Source organism: Parashewanella spongiae, from assembly GCF_004358345.1.
GTDB classification, from domain to species: domain Bacteria; phylum Pseudomonadota; class Gammaproteobacteria; order Enterobacterales; family Shewanellaceae; genus Parashewanella; species Parashewanella spongiae.
Map to the genome: position 1 here is coordinate 880,279 of NZ_CP037952.1, position 20,500 is coordinate 900,778.

General features: G+C 40.5%; 13 protein-coding genes. 9 read left to right on the forward strand and 4 right to left on the reverse strand.

From position 1 onward, the window contains the following. The first annotated feature begins 181 nt into the window (after positions 1 to 181). Both E2I05_RS03145 and E2I05_RS03150 read left to right on the forward strand, forming a co-directional pair. Positions 182 to 943: a hypothetical protein gene (locus E2I05_RS03145; RefSeq protein WP_121853948.1), complete on the forward strand. Its 762-nt coding sequence runs from the start codon at positions 182 to 184 to the stop codon at positions 941 to 943. A gap of 742 nt (positions 944 to 1,685) precedes the next feature. Then, positions 1,686 to 5,624 carry an ankyrin repeat domain-containing protein gene (locus E2I05_RS03150; protein WP_133309466.1) on the forward strand — a complete coding sequence of 1,313 codons (3,939 nt, stop codon included), beginning with the start codon at positions 1,686 to 1,688 and terminating at the stop codon, positions 5,622 to 5,624. Positions 5,625 to 6,051: 427 nt separating this feature from the next. On the opposite strand, the gene E2I05_RS03155 is transcribed toward E2I05_RS03150, so the two are convergent. From E2I05_RS03155 to E2I05_RS03170, 4 genes are read right to left on the reverse strand one after another with little or no spacing between them, the layout of a single operon-like run. After that, entirely contained in the window at positions 6,052 to 7,005 is a 954-nt protein-coding gene (locus E2I05_RS03155) for a D-2-hydroxyacid dehydrogenase (protein ID WP_121852547.1), read from the reverse strand. Continuing rightward, complete coding sequence (gene djlA / locus E2I05_RS03160) at positions 7,005 to 7,784, reverse strand: co-chaperone DjlA (protein WP_121852548.1); 780 nt, start codon at positions 7,782 to 7,784, stop codon at positions 7,005 to 7,007. Before djlA ends, E2I05_RS03155 begins: the two co-directional genes overlap by 1 nt. A gap of 22 nt (positions 7,785 to 7,806) precedes the next feature. Beyond that, positions 7,807 to 8,478, reverse strand: coding sequence for an N-acetylmuramate alpha-1-phosphate uridylyltransferase MurU (murU, locus tag E2I05_RS03165; RefSeq protein ID WP_121852549.1), 672 nt, complete (start codon positions 8,476 to 8,478; stop codon positions 7,807 to 7,809). Continuing rightward, positions 8,475 to 9,479: an aminoglycoside phosphotransferase family protein gene (locus tag E2I05_RS03170; RefSeq protein ID WP_121852584.1), complete on the reverse strand. Its 1,005-nt coding sequence runs from the start codon at positions 9,477 to 9,479 to the stop codon at positions 8,475 to 8,477. Before E2I05_RS03170 ends, murU begins: the two co-directional genes overlap by 4 nt. 242 nt (positions 9,480 to 9,721) lie before the next feature. Between E2I05_RS03170 and lptD the strand changes: the two genes are divergently transcribed. From lptD to E2I05_RS03205, 7 genes are all read left to right on the forward strand, one after another. After that, a complete protein-coding gene (gene lptD, locus E2I05_RS03175) occupies positions 9,722 to 12,061 on the forward strand; it encodes an LPS assembly protein LptD (protein ID WP_121852550.1) in 2,340 nt (779 codons plus the stop codon). A 136-nt stretch (positions 12,062 to 12,197) separates the two neighbouring features. Then, positions 12,198 to 13,487, forward strand: a complete 1,290-nt coding sequence (gene surA / locus E2I05_RS03180) for a peptidylprolyl isomerase SurA (RefSeq protein WP_121852551.1) — start codon at positions 12,198 to 12,200, stop codon at positions 13,485 to 13,487. Positions 13,488 to 13,499: 12 nt separating this feature from the next. After that, positions 13,500 to 14,486 (forward strand): 4-hydroxythreonine-4-phosphate dehydrogenase PdxA, encoded by a 987-nt coding sequence (pdxA, locus tag E2I05_RS03185; RefSeq protein ID WP_121852552.1) that lies wholly within the window; start codon positions 13,500 to 13,502, stop codon positions 14,484 to 14,486. A 14-nt stretch (positions 14,487 to 14,500) separates the two neighbouring features. Then, on the forward strand, positions 14,501 to 15,301 hold the full coding sequence (rsmA, locus tag E2I05_RS03190; protein WP_121852553.1) for a 16S rRNA (adenine(1518)-N(6)/adenine(1519)-N(6))-dimethyltransferase RsmA: 801 nt from the start codon (positions 14,501 to 14,503) through the stop codon (positions 15,299 to 15,301). Between the two features lie 35 nt (positions 15,302 to 15,336). Further along, positions 15,337 to 15,717, forward strand: coding sequence for a Co2+/Mg2+ efflux protein ApaG (gene apaG / locus E2I05_RS03195; protein ID WP_121852554.1), 381 nt, complete (start codon positions 15,337 to 15,339; stop codon positions 15,715 to 15,717). 933 nt (positions 15,718 to 16,650) lie between these two features. Further along, positions 16,651 to 17,478: a symmetrical bis(5'-nucleosyl)-tetraphosphatase gene (locus tag E2I05_RS03200; protein WP_121852555.1), complete on the forward strand. Its 828-nt coding sequence runs from the start codon at positions 16,651 to 16,653 to the stop codon at positions 17,476 to 17,478. A gap of 480 nt (positions 17,479 to 17,958) precedes the next feature. Beyond that, the gene (locus tag E2I05_RS03205) at positions 17,959 to 19,980 is read left to right on the forward strand and encodes a methyl-accepting chemotaxis protein (protein WP_121852556.1); all 2,022 of its coding nucleotides are present in this window, start codon (positions 17,959 to 17,961) and stop codon (positions 19,978 to 19,980) included. Positions 19,981 to 20,500 lie beyond the last annotated feature (520 nt).

The following is a 20,500-nucleotide window of genomic DNA, read 5'->3' on the forward strand; positions in this document are numbered from 1 at the left end:
CAGCACTCATCTGATGGGTGAATTCGGATTGTTTGATTTTGTATTTAACTTCAATAGATTAAAGTTAAATTGTGCGTTCAACCGGTTTATTTAGGGTAAAGGAATCATGGAGGAATAAACTGACTAATAATAGTCAAATAATGATAAGTAACTGAATGATGAAGTGTGAGGAGTAATGTCGATGGCGGTAATTTTGGGCGATGAAGTCCGATTTTCATTGAAAGGTGAACATAAAAAATTAAGAGAAAATCAATTGAGTATTAAAGGTACTAGCCAGTCTGCTTTTGTACCGCATCATCAATCCCCTCATCTCACTGATATATTTTATAAAAAACAACAGAAACAAGCCTCAGAGTATTTATACTTATTTGAAAACACCCATTGGCAGATTTGTAATGAACTCGCTGAAGTACACCAACGAATAGGAATATTTAACTGGCTTAAATATCAATGCAAAATGAAACATCGACCTCATTTGAATTTGAATATTTCGATGAATGCCAATAGGCAATTCGTCTGTCGATTACAGTTTAAGCAAGATTGTCAGAAAAGTAATGACTTATCGATCGAACTGAATGAAAGTATAGAAAGTAAAGCCACATTGATACTCGATATAAAGCGAGAAATTAAGTTTGTTTTTAAGGTTGGAAATTTAGCTGTGACACGGCTACCTCAACCTACATTTCACGATCAAAAAAATCGTTATTTTGATTTTTTATTTAGCCATTATCGTTTACTGCTTGGATGCAAAATCATGGATGCTGCTACAGAGTTTGAAACGAGGTGGAATCAAGCGGTTGAAGTTTGTATTGTAAATTTAGTAAATAGAGCGACGCAACAGCTTGCTGGTACGAATGGATTTTCTCAATTTCCAAGTATTATGGAAATTGAATCGAGTTTTGCTGAATCGATAATTGCGAAAGCGCTGGAACTTGTTTTTTGATAATTTTTTGAAATTTCGAAAGCCGTGGGCTTTCCGCTCACACTCGAATGTCCTGAAGCACATGGATGTGCGAGAACGACCTGTATCCCAGAGCTTGGTTCGACGCCCATGTATCACCCATGTCATTTTATATTAAAATTACCTTTAACTTAGAAAAATCAGTTGGTGGCGCTCTTAAATGCAAAGAAAATTTTCGATAGCAAGGCGCGACTTGAAGTAATACCAATTACAGTAATTAAATGCTCAACCCAGAGCTATGTATGTGCTCAAAGTGCAATCGAAATTGATGAAAACATAGCTGTTACCGACATATAAAGCTGTCGTTATTACATTGCTACGTCAAGACAGTTTTGAGAAGTATTCTTTATAAACCCAACCGATCCATTAGATTTAATATAAAACTTTGAATTCTGTGATCTTTGTGTCGGATAGATGACAGTGAACAAATACTGTCTTCCTAAGAGCCTCAATAATTCATAGCTTTGTTGTTGAATGTATCTCATTACGTCACCGTGTTCAGAGTTTTGTGGTGCGGACTTAATGAGGCTGTTAACCATTAAACTCGGGTTTCAGAAAGAATGAAAATCTTGGCAGTTAACGTATTCTGCTTGCATAGAGGGGTATATTGGTTAGCAGTTAGATATAAGAGATAGTTATTACCATTAAACTAAATTTTGAATGACGCTTCATATTGACCGCTTACAATTTATCAACTCATCGAAGACAAAGAATCGGAATGTGAATGTGCAATCCCCTAGGCGCCGTCAGCTCAAATACTTCAATCGCTGCACAGTTAGACTTTCAGCCTCAGCAGGCAAACCTTGAATCAAACACCGTTGATATTGACGGTCAGTTGTTTAGGGTCAGCCTGCTTGGGCAATATGATGCATTCCTCAAATTTATTCGTGATGAAGAAGTAACGAAAAACCACGCTGAACTAGAGTTAACTGATGATGTAGCGAAGTTACCAGGAGCAAATTTTGATGAAAAATTAACAGGCGTGATAATGCGGGCTGAGCAACAAGGAAAGGCCATTCTAGCTCGGGACACCAAAGGCAGGGAGGATTATTTTGCGCGACTCGAAAAATTAAAGACGCATATTATTGGTCAAATCAATTTCGCTCAACAATTACCGGATGACGCCTTACTTTTTCTTGTTGAATTTTCAAACAGACTGGACGAAATGAAACTCTGGCCTGAGTCACAGCAACTGCTTCATCTCGGTGCCTTTCCTATGGCGGTTGAAAGCGAAGGTGAATGGCGGTGCATAGACGGTCTTCGAATTCGTTTGGATTTGTGTGATAGACCATCGACAACGATTTTTAATTTATTGTGTCGGGATCAAATGAATGACGCATTACTGAAGTTAACTTCAAAGGTTAAGTCTGCCAATCGTGTACATTTAGCGGCGGCGGTGCCTTGGGTGCTTACGGGGATCGACTCTCAGAAAGACACTCATTTTAAGTTACCGCTGCACGATCTGTGTGCGTCAGATATTTATGATTTACTTCTCACTGCTCCAGAAGATTATCACCGCCATTTATTGAGCAGTATTGACGATTATTTGGAATTATCGCAGCAGGTATTATTTCTGAAAGAGCAATACATTCAGTCAGAGGATGATGATCTGCTAATGGAAATAGATGGCATAGTTGATCGGTTAAAGGAAAACGCTTGGACTGCGTTATTAAAACTGGCTCCTAACCATTTTTATGATGGCAGCCAGACAAGAGAGAGTATCAGTAATGAGCTTTTAAAGCGTATTCAGACAAACCAGCAGCTAACACGTTTTATAAAAAGTGTATTTACACCGGAAAAGCCTGAGCTAACGGATTACACTGACAATATCAGCCACTGGTGTGAAAAACTTTATTGTGGTGATTTCTGTGCGCTGGCAGCACTGGTTGTTTACTGTCTCCCCGTGTTTGATAAACGTCCGTTGATGATGTGTTTATTGTCACATACATGGCGAACTCTCTACAGTGATACGCTATGTAGGCACCTTGAACAGTTAAAAGTTAAGTCGGAGTTTGTCACTGTTTGGAGTAAGCAAATTGTTGAGCGATTAACTGAATTTAATGCAAAATACGATGAGGTAGTAGAAAAATACCTGAATAACAGAGAGGTTTGGCAAACCTTACCGTTAAACCGTAAACAAGACTTATTGCAGCAATGCATCTCAGGCGGCGTCAGTTTTTCTATAATACAAGCGCTTCATAACTCAGGAGCTGATGAGGTACCTTTAAGTTCACTTAATTGGCGAGCTTGGGTAAATTCAAGAGACTGGCCAAAATTAATTGATTTATTGAGTCATCAGGTTAATTTCAATGAAGTAATACATTACTCTTTACCTATCATTAGAAATGATAATCAACTGTTGCATATCGCAGCGTACTTTGGGCGGGCAGATGTGGTGGAAGCATTATTGAAGACTCCGGATATTGAGGTTCATAGCGCTAACAAAAACGGGTATACGCCATTGCATGTGGCCTGCGGTCTTGGTAAAGAGAAGGTGGTGAAGGTATTGCTGGATTATAAGGGGCAGCCCCCTAATGCCGGTATTGGGCTAACCAGGGAGCATTCAACAAGTAATAATTCACCACTGTTTGAGGCTTGTGTCGCTGGTCATGATGGTGTGGTGAAGGTACTACTGGATTATAAGGGGCAGCACCCTGAGGCTGATATCGGGCTATCCAGAGAACATTCAACACATAAGAATACGCCACTGCATGAGGCTTGTATAGATGGTCATGATGGCGTGGTGAAGGTACTGCTGGATTATAAAGGGCAGCACCCTAATGCCGATATTGGGCTGCTCAGGGAGCATTCAGAAACTAAGAATACGCCACTGCATGAGGCTTGTATAGATGGTCATGATGGCGTGGTGAAGGTACTGCTGGATTATAAGGGGCAGCACCCTAATGCCGATATTGGGCTGCTCAGGGAGCATTCAACATTTAATACTACACCACTGCATGCGGCCTGCAGTATTAGTAAAGAGAAGGTGGTAAAGGTACTGCTTGATTATAAGGGGCATAACTCTAAGGCCGATATCGGGCTAACCAAGGGGCATTCAACACATCAAAATACGCCACTGTATGAGGCTTGTATCGCTGGTCATGATGGTGTAGTGAAGGTACTGCTGGATTATAAAGGGCAATACTCTGAGGCTGATATCGGACTGAGCAGAGAGCATTTAACACATAAAAATACGCCACTGCATGCGGCTTGTATCGCTGGCCATGATGGTGTGGTGAAGGTACTACTCGATTATAAGGGGCAGCACCCTGAGGCTGATATCGGGCTGCTCAGGGAGCGTTTAACATATAAGACCACGCCACTGCATACTGCTTGCCGTCTTGGTAAAGAGGGGGTGGTTAAGTTATTGCTGGACCATAAGGGGCAGTACCCTGAGGCTGATATTGGGCTAACTCGGGAGCATTCAACATATAAAAATACGCCACTGTATGAGGCTTGTATCGCTGGTCATTATGGTGTAGTGAAGGTACTACTGGATTATAAGGGGCAGCACCCTGATGCTAATATCGGACTGACCAAGGAGCATTTAATATATAAAAATACGCCACTGCACGCGGCTTGTATCGCTGGTCATGATGGTGTGGTGAAGGTACTACTGGATTATAAGGGGCAGCACCCTGAGGCTGATATCGGGCTATTCAGGGAGCGTTTAACACATAAGACTATGCCACTGCATGCAGCTTGCCGCCTTGGTAAAGAGGAGGTGGTTAAGTTATTGCTGGACCATAAGGGGCAGTACCCTGAGGCTGATATTGGGCTAACATGGGAGCATTCAACATATAAAAATACGCCACTGCATGAGGCTTGTATCGCCGGTCATGATGGTGTGGTGAAGGTACTACTGGATTATAAGGGGCAGCACCATAATGTCGATATCGGGCTAACCAAAGAGCATTCAGAATCTAAGAATACGCCATTGCATGCGGCTTGTATCGCCGGTCATGATGGTGTGGTGAAGGTACTGCTGGATTATAAGGGGCAAGATCCTAAAGCTGATATCGGGCTAACCAAAGAGCATTCAATATACAAAAATACGCCACTGCATGCGGCCTGCATTCTTGGTAAAGAGAAAGTGGTGAAGTCATTGCTGGATTATAAGGGGCAGTACCCTAAAGCCGATATTGGGCTAGCAAAAATGCACGCCCTTTACCCCAATACGCCATTGCATGTAGCTTGTATCACCGGTCATGATGGTGTGGTGAAGGTACTGCTGGATTATAAGGTGCAGTACTCTAAGGAGGATATCGGGCTAACCAAGGAGCATCCAAAATCTAAGAATACGCCACTGTATGAGGCTTGTATCGCCGGTCATGATGGCGTGGTGAAGGTACTACTGGATTATAAGGGTCAGTACCCTGAGGCTGATATTGGGCTGACCAGTAAGCATTCAACATATAAAGATACCCCATTGCATGGGGCCTGCTGTCTTGGGGAAGAGAAGGTGGTGAAGGTACTGCTGGACTATTTATCCATACATCCGATAGATTCTATTCGATTGTTTAGTAAGGAATTTGGAATGTCACCGCTAAAACTGGCATGCAAATATAAGCGCGAGGTTGTAATTACTCTCATACTCACATGGAAAGGTATTGAGTTGGTGTCCAGGAAAGATAAAATAGGTGTGTTTTTTGCGAAAAAATAAACTGTAAGCGAGTGAAGATGGTATTCTCTACTCGCTTAGAACTTTATTGGTGTAAGTGTAACATGTTGATTTGTAGGTGAAGATCGATTTTACCCATAAGCTTGCTTCATTCTTTACGCTACCTAGCCAGCGTAAAGTGGTAAATAAAGTTCCTCTTATCTGTATCTGACAAGAGGAACAGGAAGAGACCTAAAGAATCTAGCGATTTAGAAAGTACCAATCTTTGTCATACCAGCGTAGGCTAGTATCCAGTGACTTTTATAGAAAAAAGCAAAGGAACTAACTATGTCTTCACCAATTTCACTTGTACTTTGAACACCTACATAGCTCTGAGCTGGGAATTTAATTACTGTAATTGGTATTACTTCGTTTCCAGCCTGCGCTGGAGTGACGATAACTCATCGATATACTTTCTTCCGCAACTTTCCTAAGCATGCACAAGGTTCTGCAACTCACCTGCCAAATAACTTTTAATATTAGCAACTGTCACTTTTATCAAAGCTTGTCTTGCTTCTAATGTTGCCCAAGCAATATGAGGGGTAATGCTGATATTTGGTGCTGATAGTAATGGATTATCTGTCGCTGGTGGCTCTGTCGATAACACGTCAACACCAGCGAATAATGTTCCAGTTTTGAGCTTGTCGGCTAAATCTTGTTCATTGATTAAGCCACCTCTGGCGCAATTGATGAGCAGGGCATCTGTTTTCATTAGCGAGAGTGTTTTATGGTTAACTAACTGCTCTGTATGAGGAGTTAACGGACAATGTAAAGATACAATATCAGATTGTTGAAATAACGAAGATAAATCACTCAATGTGGTATTAGGTGGCAAAACTTCAGGCTGAGTTCGTGAGTGTACTATGACCTTCATGCCAAACGCTGCGGCGATTTGAGCCGCTTGTTTACCGGTTTCACCAAAACCGATAATCCCAATAGTCTTATTTTTTAATGATTGTAGAGAACCATGACGAAAGCAAAAATCATTGCAGTTTTGCCAATCACCTTTAGCTACGGCTCGGTGATGCTGAGCGACTCGCTGGTAGTGGTTTAATATATGTGCAAACACCATTTGAGCGACAGACTCAGTGCTATAAGCCGGAACGTTACACACTGTGATACCCAGCTTATTAGCTGCAGCAATATCAACAACATTGGTGCCAGTAGCTAATACGCTGATCAATTTTAAATTGGGTAAATTAGCAAGAGTTGTGGCTGAAAGCGGCGTTTTATTGGTGAGAATAATTTCACTTTCAAAGGCTCTATCCACAATATCTTTTTCAGCCGTTCTTGGATAACAGGTTACATTGGCCAAATTTAATAGCTCGGAGTCGTCAATGTCACCTGAGTTTAAAGTGTGATAGTCAAGTACAGTTATGTTCATTATTTAAACCCACGGGTATGTTTAATTTTGTCGTAAGCGGCTTGGATATCTTGGGCTTTGCGTTTGGCTAGCTCCATCATCTCGTTAGGTAACCCCTTTGCTACTAATTTATCGGGGTGATGCTCATTCATCAGTTTACGATAGGCGCGTTTGATGTCTTTATCTGATGATGATCCCGTAAGCCCAAGCAGTTGGTAAGCGTCGGCCTCAGAAGTGGTATTGCTGCCCGAGGCTGACTGCTGGAATTTAAATTCTGCTTTCCAGCGTTCTAACATGCTTTCGAGTTGCTGCTGACTAAAACCAAGCTGCTTGGCTATAGAGGATAAAACTTGCAGCTCTTTGGGGTGAAGTTCGCCGTCCGCTAATGCCGTTTGGATTTGAATTTCTAAGAACATCTTGAGCAGTTCAGTGCGTCGGCCAGCGATTTGTCTAAAGCTTTGTAAGCAAGCTTCTAAATCAAAATCAGCCTGTTTTCCTTCACGAAATGCATTTTGAGCATCACGTTTAGCATCACCTTGTAAGCGCATTTGCTGCATTAACATTGTAGCAATGCGGATATCAGTTTCAGTCACTTGACCAGATGCTTTAGCGACGTGACCCATCACTGCAAAAGTGCTGTTAAAGAACTGAGCTTGGCGTTGTGCTGCTGTTTTTAATAAGCCGACCATTCCTTGACGACGATCGTAAGCGTGACCTAACCAGAGTCCAAGTAAGGCACCAAAAAATCGACCAAACATAAAGCCGATAATTACACCAAAGACCTTGCCCCAAATCTTCATTTTTCTACCTTTTAATTTATGTCTATTGTTTGTTCATTGATTGGTTTAATTCATTCAAACGTTGCAATGTACCCACATCACACCAATTGCCTGATAGCAGCTCACCATTGATTTTGTTATTGTCGATGGCAGGGCGCAATATCTGCGGTAATGGGAAGGCGCCATCAGGTGCATTGGTAAATAGATCGGGATGATATAGGCCAATGCCTGCAAATGTATATTTGTTTTCGCCAATATTGCTGATTTTATTGTCTATTAACGAAAAATCACCATTTAGGTTGTGATTTGGGTTTTTCACCAACCATAAATGCGCTAATCGATTTTTATTTAGCTTAATGTCCTGAAGCGATGTGGGTAAGGCATCAATGTAAACATCGCCATTGATAACAAAAAATGGCGCATGGCCCAGTAATGGTAAAGCATTTTTTATGCCTCCTCCGGTTTCTAGGGCCTCAATTTCATTGCTGTAAATGAGTTCAATGTTCCACTGGCGGCCATCACCTAATGCTTTCGGCAACATTTCACCCAACCATGCCGTATTAATGACGATTTGTTTGAAACCTGCTGACGCTAAACGCTCTATGTGATAAACGATTAAAGGTTTGCCGTTTACTTCAACCAAAGGTTTAGGTTTGGTGTCTGTCAGAGGGGCTAAGCGAGCGCCGCGACCTGCGGCAAGGATCATAGCTTTCATAATTTATCCTCAACGCGAGGTAATATCTCACATTCAATCCAGTGCTTTAGTGATGCGAATTCTGAGTATTTAGCTGAAACTTGGATAAGATATTTAAGTGCTTGAGGAATATCTTTTAGATAGCCACTTTTATTATCACGATGATAGAGTCTGGCAAAAATACCGGCAATTTTAATATGACGTTGCATTCCCATTAAATCAAACCAGTGTTGGTATTGAGCAAAACTGATGCTTTCATTAATGAGTTTGTGCGCTTTGCAGAGCTGATAATGATGTTGCATAAGTTGCTGAATACACTCTTCTGGCCAAATAATATAGCAATCACGTAAAAGCGATACGGCATCGTATGTTACAGGGCCAATGACTGTGTCTTGAAAATCGATTAAATGTAGCTGATTATCTTGCAACATGATATTTCGACTATGATAATCTCGATGCATAGCATACTGAGGTTGTTGCAAGGCATTGTTTGTTAAGTCTTCAAAGCAAGTGTCAAGCATGGTTTGAGTTTCTGAGTCTATTTTTAGATTTAAATGAAACTCGAGTAGCCACTCGTTGAAAATATTCAGCTCTTTTAAGATAAATGCTTGGTCGAACTGAGGTAGAGCATGCTGAGTAGTGCCATTGACTCTCGTCACTTTTGGAAGCAAATTTAATGCTTCTGAATAATAGTGATGTACAGTATTTTCGGTTAGTTGGTTCAGTAGTTGAATATCGCCAAGGTCGGATAACAGCATAAAGCCTTGAGTTTTATCAGTAGCGATTACTTTTGGAACTTTTAATCCCGCTAGGGTATAAGCATTTGCCATCTCGATGAACGGATCTATTGGCACGAGATCGACGGGTGAATCAACGGCAATATAGTTAGAGTTTGGTCGTATGACTCGGAAGTAACGACGAAAACTGGCATCACCCGAAACAAGTGAAATGGATACTGGCTCGCCAAAATATTTTTCAAGCCATTGGGTTAAACAAATAAATCTCGGATCTGACAAAGGCATATCTTGGCTCTTATAGGAAAATTGATTTATTATAGCGATTAATTTTGTGGAAACAGCTAAAGAAATCATAAAGCTGGTTCTAATTTCTTCTGATGGAAACTTATTAAATACCTGAACATAAGTTTTCTGCCACTTTTTTGGAATAGTTGCCGTTTTGCGGTATGGTCATTTCACGACACTAAATGAAAGCTATGTACCAAAAATATGAGATAAATTACGTTCAGGTATTTAATGAATAATTAATGAAAATTCGCTACTTTCTGGCTTTGAGTTTGTCACCTCAGCTCGGGTTTGCTCAAGATATTACGACAAGCAACACTCAGACTTCTGCTCCTACACAGGCTGCCGCAGGGCAGTGTGTCATTGTTACTCCGGTTGCGCCAAGGCGTAATGTTCTCACCAACGCCGATATTGAAAGTGGGGACATTAATGTTGAGGCTGATCATGCCGAAGCTAAAATGGGTAAAGAGGCTCATTTTTCTGGTGGGGTAACCTTTAGTCATGGAGAGCGACAAATCTATGCTGAAGAAGCTACGTTAAACCGCGAAACACAACAGCTATCCGCTAAAGGCAATCTTACCCTTGAAGATCCACGATTAACCATTACTGCTGACTCCATTGATGCTGAGATCGAAGCCAATAATGCAGTGATGAAGGGCGCAGAATATTGGATTAAAGGGCAGCAAGTACATGGCGCTGCCCGTGAGCTTGAAATTACGCCGAATAATGATTTGATACTATCAAACAGTAGTTTCACAACATGCCCACCCGGACAAGAATCTTGGAAGCTTCAAGCGGGTCGCATTAAAATAAACAGCGAAGAGGAATGGGGCGAAATTTGGAATGCGAAGTTAAAAATTGCTGATGTACCTGTGTTATATATTCCTTATATGAGCATTCCTATTTCTGATAAACGAAAATCAGGTTTGCTGTTTCCAAAGTTTAGTACCAGCACAATTAATGGTGTTGAAGTCGCAACCCCAATTTATTGGAATATAAATCCTCAATATGATTTAACCTATACACCGCATTACATGTCTAATCGTGGCTTGTTCAATAAGCTCGAGTTTCGTTATTTATTAGACAATGAACAAAGTGGTCAACTTAATGTTGAATACCTGCCAACAGATGATTCATTGAATGGTAGCCCAAACCGTTATTTATATCACTGGGATCATCAAGGTAAAGTCGATGATAACTGGCGGTTTATGGCAAACTTTACAGATGTTTCAGATAATAACTACTTCACCGACCTTGATTCGGACATCAGAAAGTCCCATGACAATCAATTAATTCGTGTTGGTGAAGTTAATTATTTAGAAAAAAATTGGGATTTAGGGTTAAAAGTTCAAGACATTAAAGTATTAGGGATATCTGATAAACCCTATCAAGTGATGCCCCAATTGAGGTGGAACTACCGAGCGCTTAATGTGTTTAAAAACATCAATTTTTCGATGTACTCTGAAGTCAGTAATTTTGAAAATAAAGATAATGCACAAAGTTCAGCGACTCGTCTTCACCTTGAACCCAGTGTTATTTTGCCAATTTATGGTCCTGCAGGCTCATTTACTACCGAGCTAAAATTGTATCAAACCAATTATTGGCAAGATGATTCTCGAGTTGCTGAAGCGGCGCAATTATCACCACTAGATGATAGTGTGAGCCGCACCATTCCATCGGTAAGAATACATGGACAAATTAATTTTGAAAAACAACTCCAGCTTTTCAATCAATCCTATCGTCAGACACTAGAGCCACAGGCACAGTACCTTTATGTGGGACACCAAGATCAATCCAAAATAGGCCTTTATGATAGTGCATTATTACAAGAAGATTATTATGGCTTATTTAGAGATCGTCGCTTTTCAGGTTTAGATCGTATTGCCGATGCCAATCAATTTACAGTTGGTCTTACCACGCGTTTATTTGATGAACACAACAAAGAGCAAATGAAGTTCAGTTTTGGACAAATTTTCTATTTGCGAGATAGCCGTGTGAATTTAAATAATTCTGAAAATATCGTGAATCGACCGTCTTCATCTGTCCTTGCTGCTGAATTGGATGCGCATATTTATAACGATTGGTATTTAGGCTCAGAAATACAGTATGACACCAAGAACAGAGAATCTAAAAAGACGGAGTTTACACTTGATTTTCGACCAGAAAATAACAAGTTATTTCAATTGAGTTATCGATTTGTGCCCGATTTGCTGAATACCAATACGAATAACCAAGTGGATATCGCTCAGGCCGGCACTCGAGTAGCATGGCCCATAAAAGACAACTTATATTATGTCGGCAATTGGTATTACGATCTTAAGCAAAAGCGAAGCGTAGAAGCTTATACAGGCTTTCAATATGAGTCATGTTGTTGGGCTGTTAGACTAAGCTATCGTTATCGTATAAAAGCGAACTATGACGATAATTTTACGCCAACTCCTGATGAGAGAGAGCAATTTGAAAGTGGTGTATATTTGAACTTTGTAATTAAAGGACTCGGTAGCGCCGGTTCATTAGGTGTAACAGATATGTTGAACGATGGCATATTTAATTATCGAAAACCGCTTTATTTACGAAATTAATGTGATAGATTGCTGAACCTCAACGAGTTCTTACAGTCAAATGAAACTCATGGACTGCATTTGTGCTCAGTGTTAATGCTGAGTAATGCTCAGTTTGTATCGAATAACAACTTATTATCAGCCAAGGATTTTCTGGATGAGACTCTGTAAACAACTGATTTGTGCGATTTTTACTTTGGTTTTAAGCCAACAAGTTACAGCAATTCCACAGCCGCTCGACAAAGTGGCTGTACAGGTAGATGACGGCATTATTTTAGAAAGTGAAATCCAAGATTTGATCTCCTCTGTTAAATCTAACGCAGTTACGAATAAACAGGAACTCCCTTCTGACAATGCTCTTAGAACTCAGGTTGTAGAACGATTGATCCTGACGCATTTGCAATTGCAAATGGCGGCAAGAATTGGTTTACACATTGGTGATTTACAACTCGATCAGACGATAGAAAATATTGCAAAAGAACAAAATCTGTCGATTGAGGAAATGAAGCAACAAATTGAAGGCAGTGACGGCAGTTTCTCACAATATCGTGAGCAAGTGCGTAAGGACATGACAATCGGAGAAATTCAACGAATTCAAGTTCAGCGTCGTATTCAAGTTTCACCCCAAGAGATTAATAACTTAGTTAAGTTGATCCAAGAGCAAGGCAACAAGAACGTTGAATATCAAATTGGTCACATTTTGATTGAAGTACCATCAAATCCAAGCGGTGAACAGCTGGAAGCTTCTAGTAAACGTGCTAAAGCAGTATTGAAGCGTTTAAATGACGGTACAGACTTTAAAAGAACCGCTATTGCTGCATCTTCTGGCCCTAAAGCCCTTGAAGGTGGTATTTGGAATTACATGAACATCAATGAGATGCCAACATTATTTGCTGAAGTTGTTAATGGTACTCATACAGACGATATCTTAGGCCCAATAAAAAGTGGCTCAGGGTTTCATATCATTAAAGTCATAGACGTACGTGGTCAACAAATCCAAGAAATTAAAGAAGTTCGAGCTCGTCATATTCTGTTGAAACCTTCACCAATTTTATCTAATGAACGCGCTCAAAAATTACTAAGCCAGTTGCTTGAGCAAATTCGTTCAGGTAAAGCAAAATTTGAAGATTTGGCGCGTAAATATTCGGAAGATCCGGGTTCGGCCACAAAAGGCGGAGAACTTGGATGGGCTCAACCTAATGTTTATGTCCCTGCTTTTGCTAAGACATTGAACGAGCTAGATATCGAGCAAATCAGTGAACCCTTCCGTACCAGTCACGGTTGGCACATTGCACAATTGGAAGAGCGTAGAACCGTTGATGCAACCGATAAAAATAATACCAATCGAGCGCACCAATTGATTTACCGTCGTAAATTTAATGAAGAATTACAGAAGTGGTTTGATGAAATGCGAGCTGACGCATTTATCGACGTATTAAATCAATAGAGGTTAAGTTATTTGACGATCAAACGTATCGCCATCACTCCGGGGGAGCCAGCAGGTATAGGTCCGGATCTTGTTATTCAGCTAGCTCAACAGGCTTGGCCTGCTGAGCTAGTGGTTTGTGCAGATCCTAATTTACTTGCTAATCGAGCGAAAAAGTTAGGGCTGCCACTCAAATTAAAACCCTATCAACCGACACTCGAACCTAAGCCACAAGAAGCGGGCAGTTTAACGATTGTTCCCTTTTCTTTAGCCGTAGAATGCGAAAGTGGGAAGTTAGATGAGCAAAATAGTGGCTATGTTGTTGAAACACTTACCTATGCTGGCGAGCACAACATGAATGGTGAGTTTGATGCGGTAGTTACTGGCCCTGTGCATAAGGGCATCATCAACCAAGCAGGTATTCCATTTAGTGGCCACACAGAGTTTTTTGCGAATCAGGCCAAGTGCCGTGATGTGGTCATGATGTTGTCCTCACCTGAATTACAAGTGGCGTTAGTAACGACTCACATACCGTTAGCTTATGTATCTAAAGCGATTACGCCAGAACGACTGCGAAATATCCTATCGATTTTGAATAAGGACTTAATTAATAAGTTCGGGATTGCTCGTCCAAGATTTTATGTATGTGGCTTAAATCCCCATGCTGGAGAGGATGGGCATTTAGGGCGGGAGGAAATTGATATTATTATTCCAACCCTCGACGCGATGAGAACAGAGTTTGATATGGATATCGTAGGCCCTTTACCCGCGGATACCTTATTCCAACCAAAATATTTGGAAGATGCAGACATCGTCTTAGCCATGTATCATGACCAAGGTTTGCCCGTTTTGAAGTCTCTTGGATTCGGCAAATCGGTAAATATCACCTTAGGGTTGCCATATATTAGGACTTCCGTTGATCATGGCACAGCCCTTGAGTTAGCGGGGTCAGGTCAGGCTGACATAGGAAGTTTTGTCTGTGCGTTAAATAAAGCCATTGAACTGGCTCAAAAAAATTAGATTAGTAAAAATTCATGAGTAGTAAAGTACATTTAGGCCATACGGCCAGAAAACGTTTCGGTCAAAACTTTTTAACTGACATTAATATTATTGACAGTATTGTTGGAGCGATTTCGCCTGATAATGATCACGTTATGGTCGAGATTGGTCCAGGGCTGGGAGCATTAACCGAACCCGTTGCTGAAGGTATTGAAAAGCTGACAGTCGTTGAGCTCGATAGAGATCTGGTTGAGCGTTTGCACAATCATACTGTGCTTAAAGATAAGCTCGAAATCCATCAAGGCGATGCATTACAATTTGATTTTAATCAGCTGATCAAGCCGGGGAAAAAATTAAAAGTATTTGGTAACTTACCGTACAATATTTCTACGCCTCTGATGTTCCATTTGTTTACCTTTGCAGAATCCATTGAAACGATGCATTTCATGCTTCAAAAAGAAGTCGTGTTGCGTTTATCTGCGAGTCCAGGGACCAAAGCATACGGTCGTTTGACAGTAATGGCACAATATTATTGCCAAGTAGTACCTGTCATTGAAGTACCACCAGAAAGTTTTGCTCCACCGCCAAAAGTAGACTCAGCCGTCGTTCGTTTGATACCTTATGAAATAAAACCTTGGCCATGTGACGACACCGAAGTGCTTCGTAAACTTTGTGCTCAAGCTTTCTCCATGCGTCGTAAGACGTTGAGAAATAATTTAAAATCGTTGATCAATGATGATGACTTCAAACAATTAGGCATTGATGCCACGTTAAGACCAGAACAAATTAGCGTTGAACAATATGTCAATATGGCTAATTTACTGTGTCGTAGATAATTTATCGTCAGACATTAAGCATTTCAGGATTGATAATGACCGAAGTAAATACTTCTATTCGAGTGGAAGTGAAAACCCAATATATTGAAGAGCAGTCTTCTCCAAAAGAAGAAAAGTATTTGTTCAGCTATACAATAACCATTGTTAATCTTGGTAAAAAGCCAGTTAAGTTGATGACTCGTCATTGGGTTATCACTGATGGTAATGGTCAAAAAAGTGAAGTGCAAGGTGAAGGCGTTGTAGGTGAGACACCTATCATTGATCCTGACACGGCTTATCAATATACCAGCGGTACCATGCTCGATAGTCCACTAGGCTTTATGGAAGGTTACTACGGCATGGTGGTTGATGATAGCGAACCATTTCATGCTGTAATTCCAAGATTTAGACTAGCGGTTCCAGGACTACTGCATTAGTTCATATATCTGTGATGCTTGAACCTAAATAAATCGGTTGAGAGCGTTCATATGCGCAGAAAAACTACTGGTAGCAAGGCATGAATAGCAGCAAGTAGTGGTTACCGACATACAAAACTGTCGTTATACCAATTACATTAATTAATCTCTCACTCAGCAAGAGGTAAAGAGCTAAAGAGTTTCAGTGCAAGTCACAAACTCGAAGTACTATATACCCTAACGGCCGCCATACAAAGCTGGCGTTCAACGCACTTCGTGCTTTTGTCGGGATAATTCAAGTGCTTGTAACACAGTAATGGAACCCTTTAGCCTTGCCCTTCGGGAGCTTGTATGTGCTCACTTTGGTTTATAAACCTAAATAAATCGGTTGGGAGCGTTCATATACGCAGAAAAAATTACTGATAGCAAGGCATGAATAGCAGCAAGTAGTGGTTCTACTTGCAAAATTTATAACGCAGCTAGCGGTGGTTTTGCCAAGTATATGAATGTTCAGCACTCACCTGATGGGTGAATAAGGGTTGTTTAGTTTTGTATTTAACTTCAATAGATTAAAGCTAAATTGTGCGTTCAACCGATTTATTTAGGATAAAGAATACTTCTCAAAATTGTCTTGACGTAGCAATGTAATAACGACAGCTGTGTATGTCGGTAACAACTATGCCTTCATCAATTTCGATTGCACTTTGAGCACATACATAGCTCTGAGTTGAGCATTTAATTACTGTAATTGGTATTATTTCGTTTCTACTTGCAAAGTTTATAACGCAGCTAGTGGTGATTTTGGCAAGTATATGAATGTTCAGCACTCACCTGATGGGTGAATTCGGGTTGTTTAACTTTATATTTAACTTCAATAGATTAAAGTTAAATTGTGCGTTCAACCAATTTATTTAGGTTGAAGATGTACACAAGAATAAATAGGGATTTTGATTGATGGCGCACTATTTTGTTGGTGATGTACAAGGATGCTTTCTAGAGCTTAACGCTTTACTTAATAAAGTCGATTTTAATCCTTCCAAAGATCAACTCTGGTCAGTAGGCGATCTTGTGGCTAGAGGCCCTGATTCACTTGCAACCTTGCGTTTTTTTCACCAATTGGGCGAGAGCGCCAAAGTTGTATTAGGTAATCATGATCTCCATCTGCTTGCCTTAGCAGCAGGGATAAAAAAGCCAAACCCGAAAGATCAGCTTCAGTCGTTACTTGATGCTCACGATTTACCGATGCTTACCGATTGGTTGCGCCAACAACCCCTTGTTAGAGAGTTACCTCAATATCATGTGCTTATGAGTCATGCAGGCATACCTCCACAATGGGACTTGAATACATTAAGAGCACAATCGTCAGCTGTGTCTGCGGCTTTGCAGTCAAACGATTATGTCGAGCAAATCATTTCTAGAATGTATCACTCTAAGCCAGCTCAATGGCATCAGTGCGGATCAAGTTTTGAGAAATTGTTATTCAGTATTGATGGACTCACTAGAATGCGATATTTGCATCGTGACGGCAGCTTGAACTTTTCTTGCAAGCAGCCTCCAGAGCTTTGTACTGATAACAGTCTCGTACCTTGGTACCAAGCATCTAGTGAACTGAGAAATAACCATACTTTAGTATTTGGTCATTGGGCCGCATTAATGGGAAATGTACCACAGCAAAATTTACAAGCCCTTGATACAGGGTGTGTTTGGGGAGGAAATATGACGCTATGGCACATTGAAACGAATGAAAAAATTACCCAGAAAAAATTACCCAGAAAAAATTAAAGTAAGTGTGAAATGATGCCGATAATAACGGTGTAAATATAAACCTAAAAACATCAATTGAACGCTGAGTATACGAGTAACTGTTTGAGCAATACGATGATTTTATTATCATGTTTTTCACCCAGTGAGTGAAGTGCTCTACGCTCACAAGCTTGCTAAAATGACTGCTATCTGCGTTGTAACTTTTGCAAGTAGAATAACTACTTGCTGCAAGCTACGTCTTACTATCAGCCATTTTTTCTACGCTTGTGAACGCAGTCAACTGATGTTTCTAGGATAAAAGCTTAAATTCGCAATAAGCGTTGAAAAAATAAAAATTATAAAAGTAAATTTAACTGTGTTCAGTGCGGCTACACACATAATGAATACCTGCCAGTGTGAATTATTTTACTTCAATCATAATCGACTCCGTTACGGATAATGGTGTCATTGGTCTCGTTGTGTTGTATCTAATAAGAACTATCAGAGTCGGAGTACCCTATGAAAATATCTGTTGCCAGTCGAGTGATTGGTGGTTTTAGTATTATTACATTGATGTTGATAGTTCTTGGGGTGTTATCCCATACGAGCAACAGCAGCTCAAAAGAAAGTGCACTTGTTATGCAACAAGTCAGCTTACCTGCTTATAAGTCGACCAGTTTATTGTCTAAAACATTAAGTGAACAACAACGATTATCCTTAGTCGCTTATCACGAGGTGAATTCTAATAAGCTACCTAAGGTCATTAATGACTTTAGGCTGCAAGCGCAAACATTTGAATCCCAGCATCGTGCGTTAATCGAGCTAATGAGCTCAAACGATCAATTCACTCATAGTTTGAATCAGGCAGGCCAACAGTTTGAACAATTCAGACGAGCCAGCAATCAGATGTTAGAACAACATCAACAAGCACGTTTATTACAAGAAAGTATTATTCAGCAAGCGGATAGATTAGAAACGCTTACTGATGATACGTCTTCTCTATTACTGGATTTGATTGATTTTGAAACCAGTGACGATGCTCAACTAAGAGATATTGCAGCGACTGCCGCTTCGATAGATCAAAGTTTGATCAGTATGATCACGGCTATTCAAGATCTTGTTAAGAGCAAAGAGAAAAAACATTACCAAGTGGTCTCTAAGGAACTGAATTTTAGTGTGAGTGATATTCGTGAAAAGAAAGATTATCTTCAAAGACAGAATGTTTCGGGCGAAGTTGAAGATACACTAAAACAAATCACGACAGAGCTTGAAAAAGTAATAAATGCCTTAGCTGGGAGTAACGCGCTTACTTCACTGAAAGATAAGCAAATTAATACGGAACTCACTACAAAGCAGCATTTTAAATCAACGGAAAGCTTTGCTAGTTCGTTATCTAAAACCTTGCAAAATCTCAATACTCAAATTGACGAGTTTAGTGAAGGCATCAATATGCAAGCGATCGCTGACATAGACAGTGCAAGCTTCACGACAAAAATTGTAGAAGCCATTGCATTCATTGTCGCTGTTGTTGTCAGTTGGGCTGTTGTGGTGCCATTGAGAACATCATTAAATGAAGTCAATCATGCGTTGCAAGTATTAGCCTCTGGTGACTTAACTCATAAGCTTGATGATTCCGGACATGATGAATTTGCTACACTAGCGGTAAATTGTAATAAGTTGGTTGATAGCCTTCGCTCGGTGGTAACAGGAATACTTGATCGCTCAACACAACTTGCAGCGGCTGCGGAAGAAACGTCATCAATTACCATGCAAACGACAGCTGGTATTAAGCAACAGAAAGAACAAGTCGATTTAGCGGCAACCGCAACAACAGAGCTTAACTCTAGCGCCCAACAAGTTTCTGAAAGTGCTGAGCAAGCGTTACTACAAATTAAGCAAGCCGATGAAGAAGCCAAACACATTCGTGAAATAGCAGAAGATAATAAACAAACCATTTTAGCCTTAGCTGACGAAGTGACTAAAGCGGGGCAAGTGATCAATAAAGTGCATTCTGATAGCGCGTCCATTGGTTCTATTTTGGATGTTATTAGAGGCATTGCCGAGCAAACTAACCTATTAGCATTGAACGCTGCTATTGAAGCAGCACGAGCAGGCGAGCAGGGTCGTGGTTTTGCTGTAGTAGCTGATGAAGTCAGAAACTTAGCATCACGTACTCAAGAGTCGACCAGTGAAATTCAACAAATGATTGAAGTACTGCAACAAGGGACTGAACAAGCGGTTAAAGTCATGGATGTGGGGCGTGCACAAGCCAGCAGTTGTGTGGAAAAGACTGAGCAAGCCAACCAAGCACTTGAAGCTATTAGTGATTCTGTGCATAAGGCTTATGATTCTGGTAGCCATATTGCCAATGCCGCGCAAGAGCAAAACTTGGTCAGCCATCAGGCTTCTGAAAAATTAGAATACATAGCAGCGATTTCTCAAGAAACAGCAGTCGGTGCCGATCAAACCGCAGTATCGAGCCATCAAGTGGCTCAATTAGCAGAAGAGCTGCAAGTTTCAGTCGGTGAATTTAAAGTGTAATGCTTCTTTATTCAATCGAGGGCCTGCTATGAATACAGTCATTGCAGGCCTTTTCTTTTATATCACTGAAAATTCTGTAATATCTATCAATATTCATCTTCATATTCTCCAATGAATAACTAATACCAATTACAGTAATTAAATGCTCAACTCAGAGCTATGTATGTGCTCAAAGTGCAATCGAAATTGATGAAGACATAGTTGTTATCGATAAACAAAATTGTCGTTATTACATTGCTACGTCAAGACAATTTTGAGAAGTATTCTTTATAAACCAAAGTTAGCACAGACAAGCTCCCAAAGGGCAAGGCTAAAGGGTTCCATTACTGCGTTACAAGCACTTGAATTATCCCGACAAAATCACGAAGTGCGTTGAACGCCAGCTTTGTATGGCGGCCGTTAGGGTATATAGTACTTCGAGCTTGTGCCTTGCACTGAAACCCTTTAGCTCTTGCTGAGTGAGAGATTAATTACTGTAATTGGTATAAAAATTTGTTATTGAAACAAAGAGATGGGATCT

Coding starts and splice junctions, on each gene's coding strand:
- rsmA (WP_121852553.1), top strand. CDS start 14,501: ATGAGTAGTAAAGTACATTTAGGCCATACGGCCAGAAAACGTTTCGGT.
- apaG (WP_121852554.1), top strand. CDS start 15,337: ATGACCGAAGTAAATACTTCTATTCGAGTGGAAGTGAAAACCCAATAT.
- E2I05_RS03145 (WP_121853948.1), top strand. CDS start 182: ATGGCGGTAATTTTGGGCGATGAAGTCCGATTTTCATTGAAAGGTGAA.
- E2I05_RS03200 (WP_121852555.1), top strand. CDS start 16,651: ATGGCGCACTATTTTGTTGGTGATGTACAAGGATGCTTTCTAGAGCTT.
- E2I05_RS03150 (WP_133309466.1), top strand. CDS start 1,686: ATGTGCAATCCCCTAGGCGCCGTCAGCTCAAATACTTCAATCGCTGCA.
- E2I05_RS03205 (WP_121852556.1), top strand. CDS start 17,959: ATGAAAATATCTGTTGCCAGTCGAGTGATTGGTGGTTTTAGTATTATT.
- E2I05_RS03170 (WP_121852584.1), bottom strand. CDS start 9,479: ATGCCTTTGTCAGATCCGAGATTTATTTGTTTAACCCAATGGCTTGAA.
- djlA (WP_121852548.1), bottom strand. CDS start 7,784: ATGAAGATTTGGGGCAAGGTCTTTGGTGTAATTATCGGCTTTATGTTT.
- lptD (WP_121852550.1), top strand. CDS start 9,722: ATGAAAATTCGCTACTTTCTGGCTTTGAGTTTGTCACCTCAGCTCGGG.
- E2I05_RS03155 (WP_121852547.1), bottom strand. CDS start 7,005: ATGAACATAACTGTACTTGACTATCACACTTTAAACTCAGGTGACATT.
- surA (WP_121852551.1), top strand. CDS start 12,198: ATGAGACTCTGTAAACAACTGATTTGTGCGATTTTTACTTTGGTTTTA.
- murU (WP_121852549.1), bottom strand. CDS start 8,478: ATGAAAGCTATGATCCTTGCCGCAGGTCGCGGCGCTCGCTTAGCCCCT.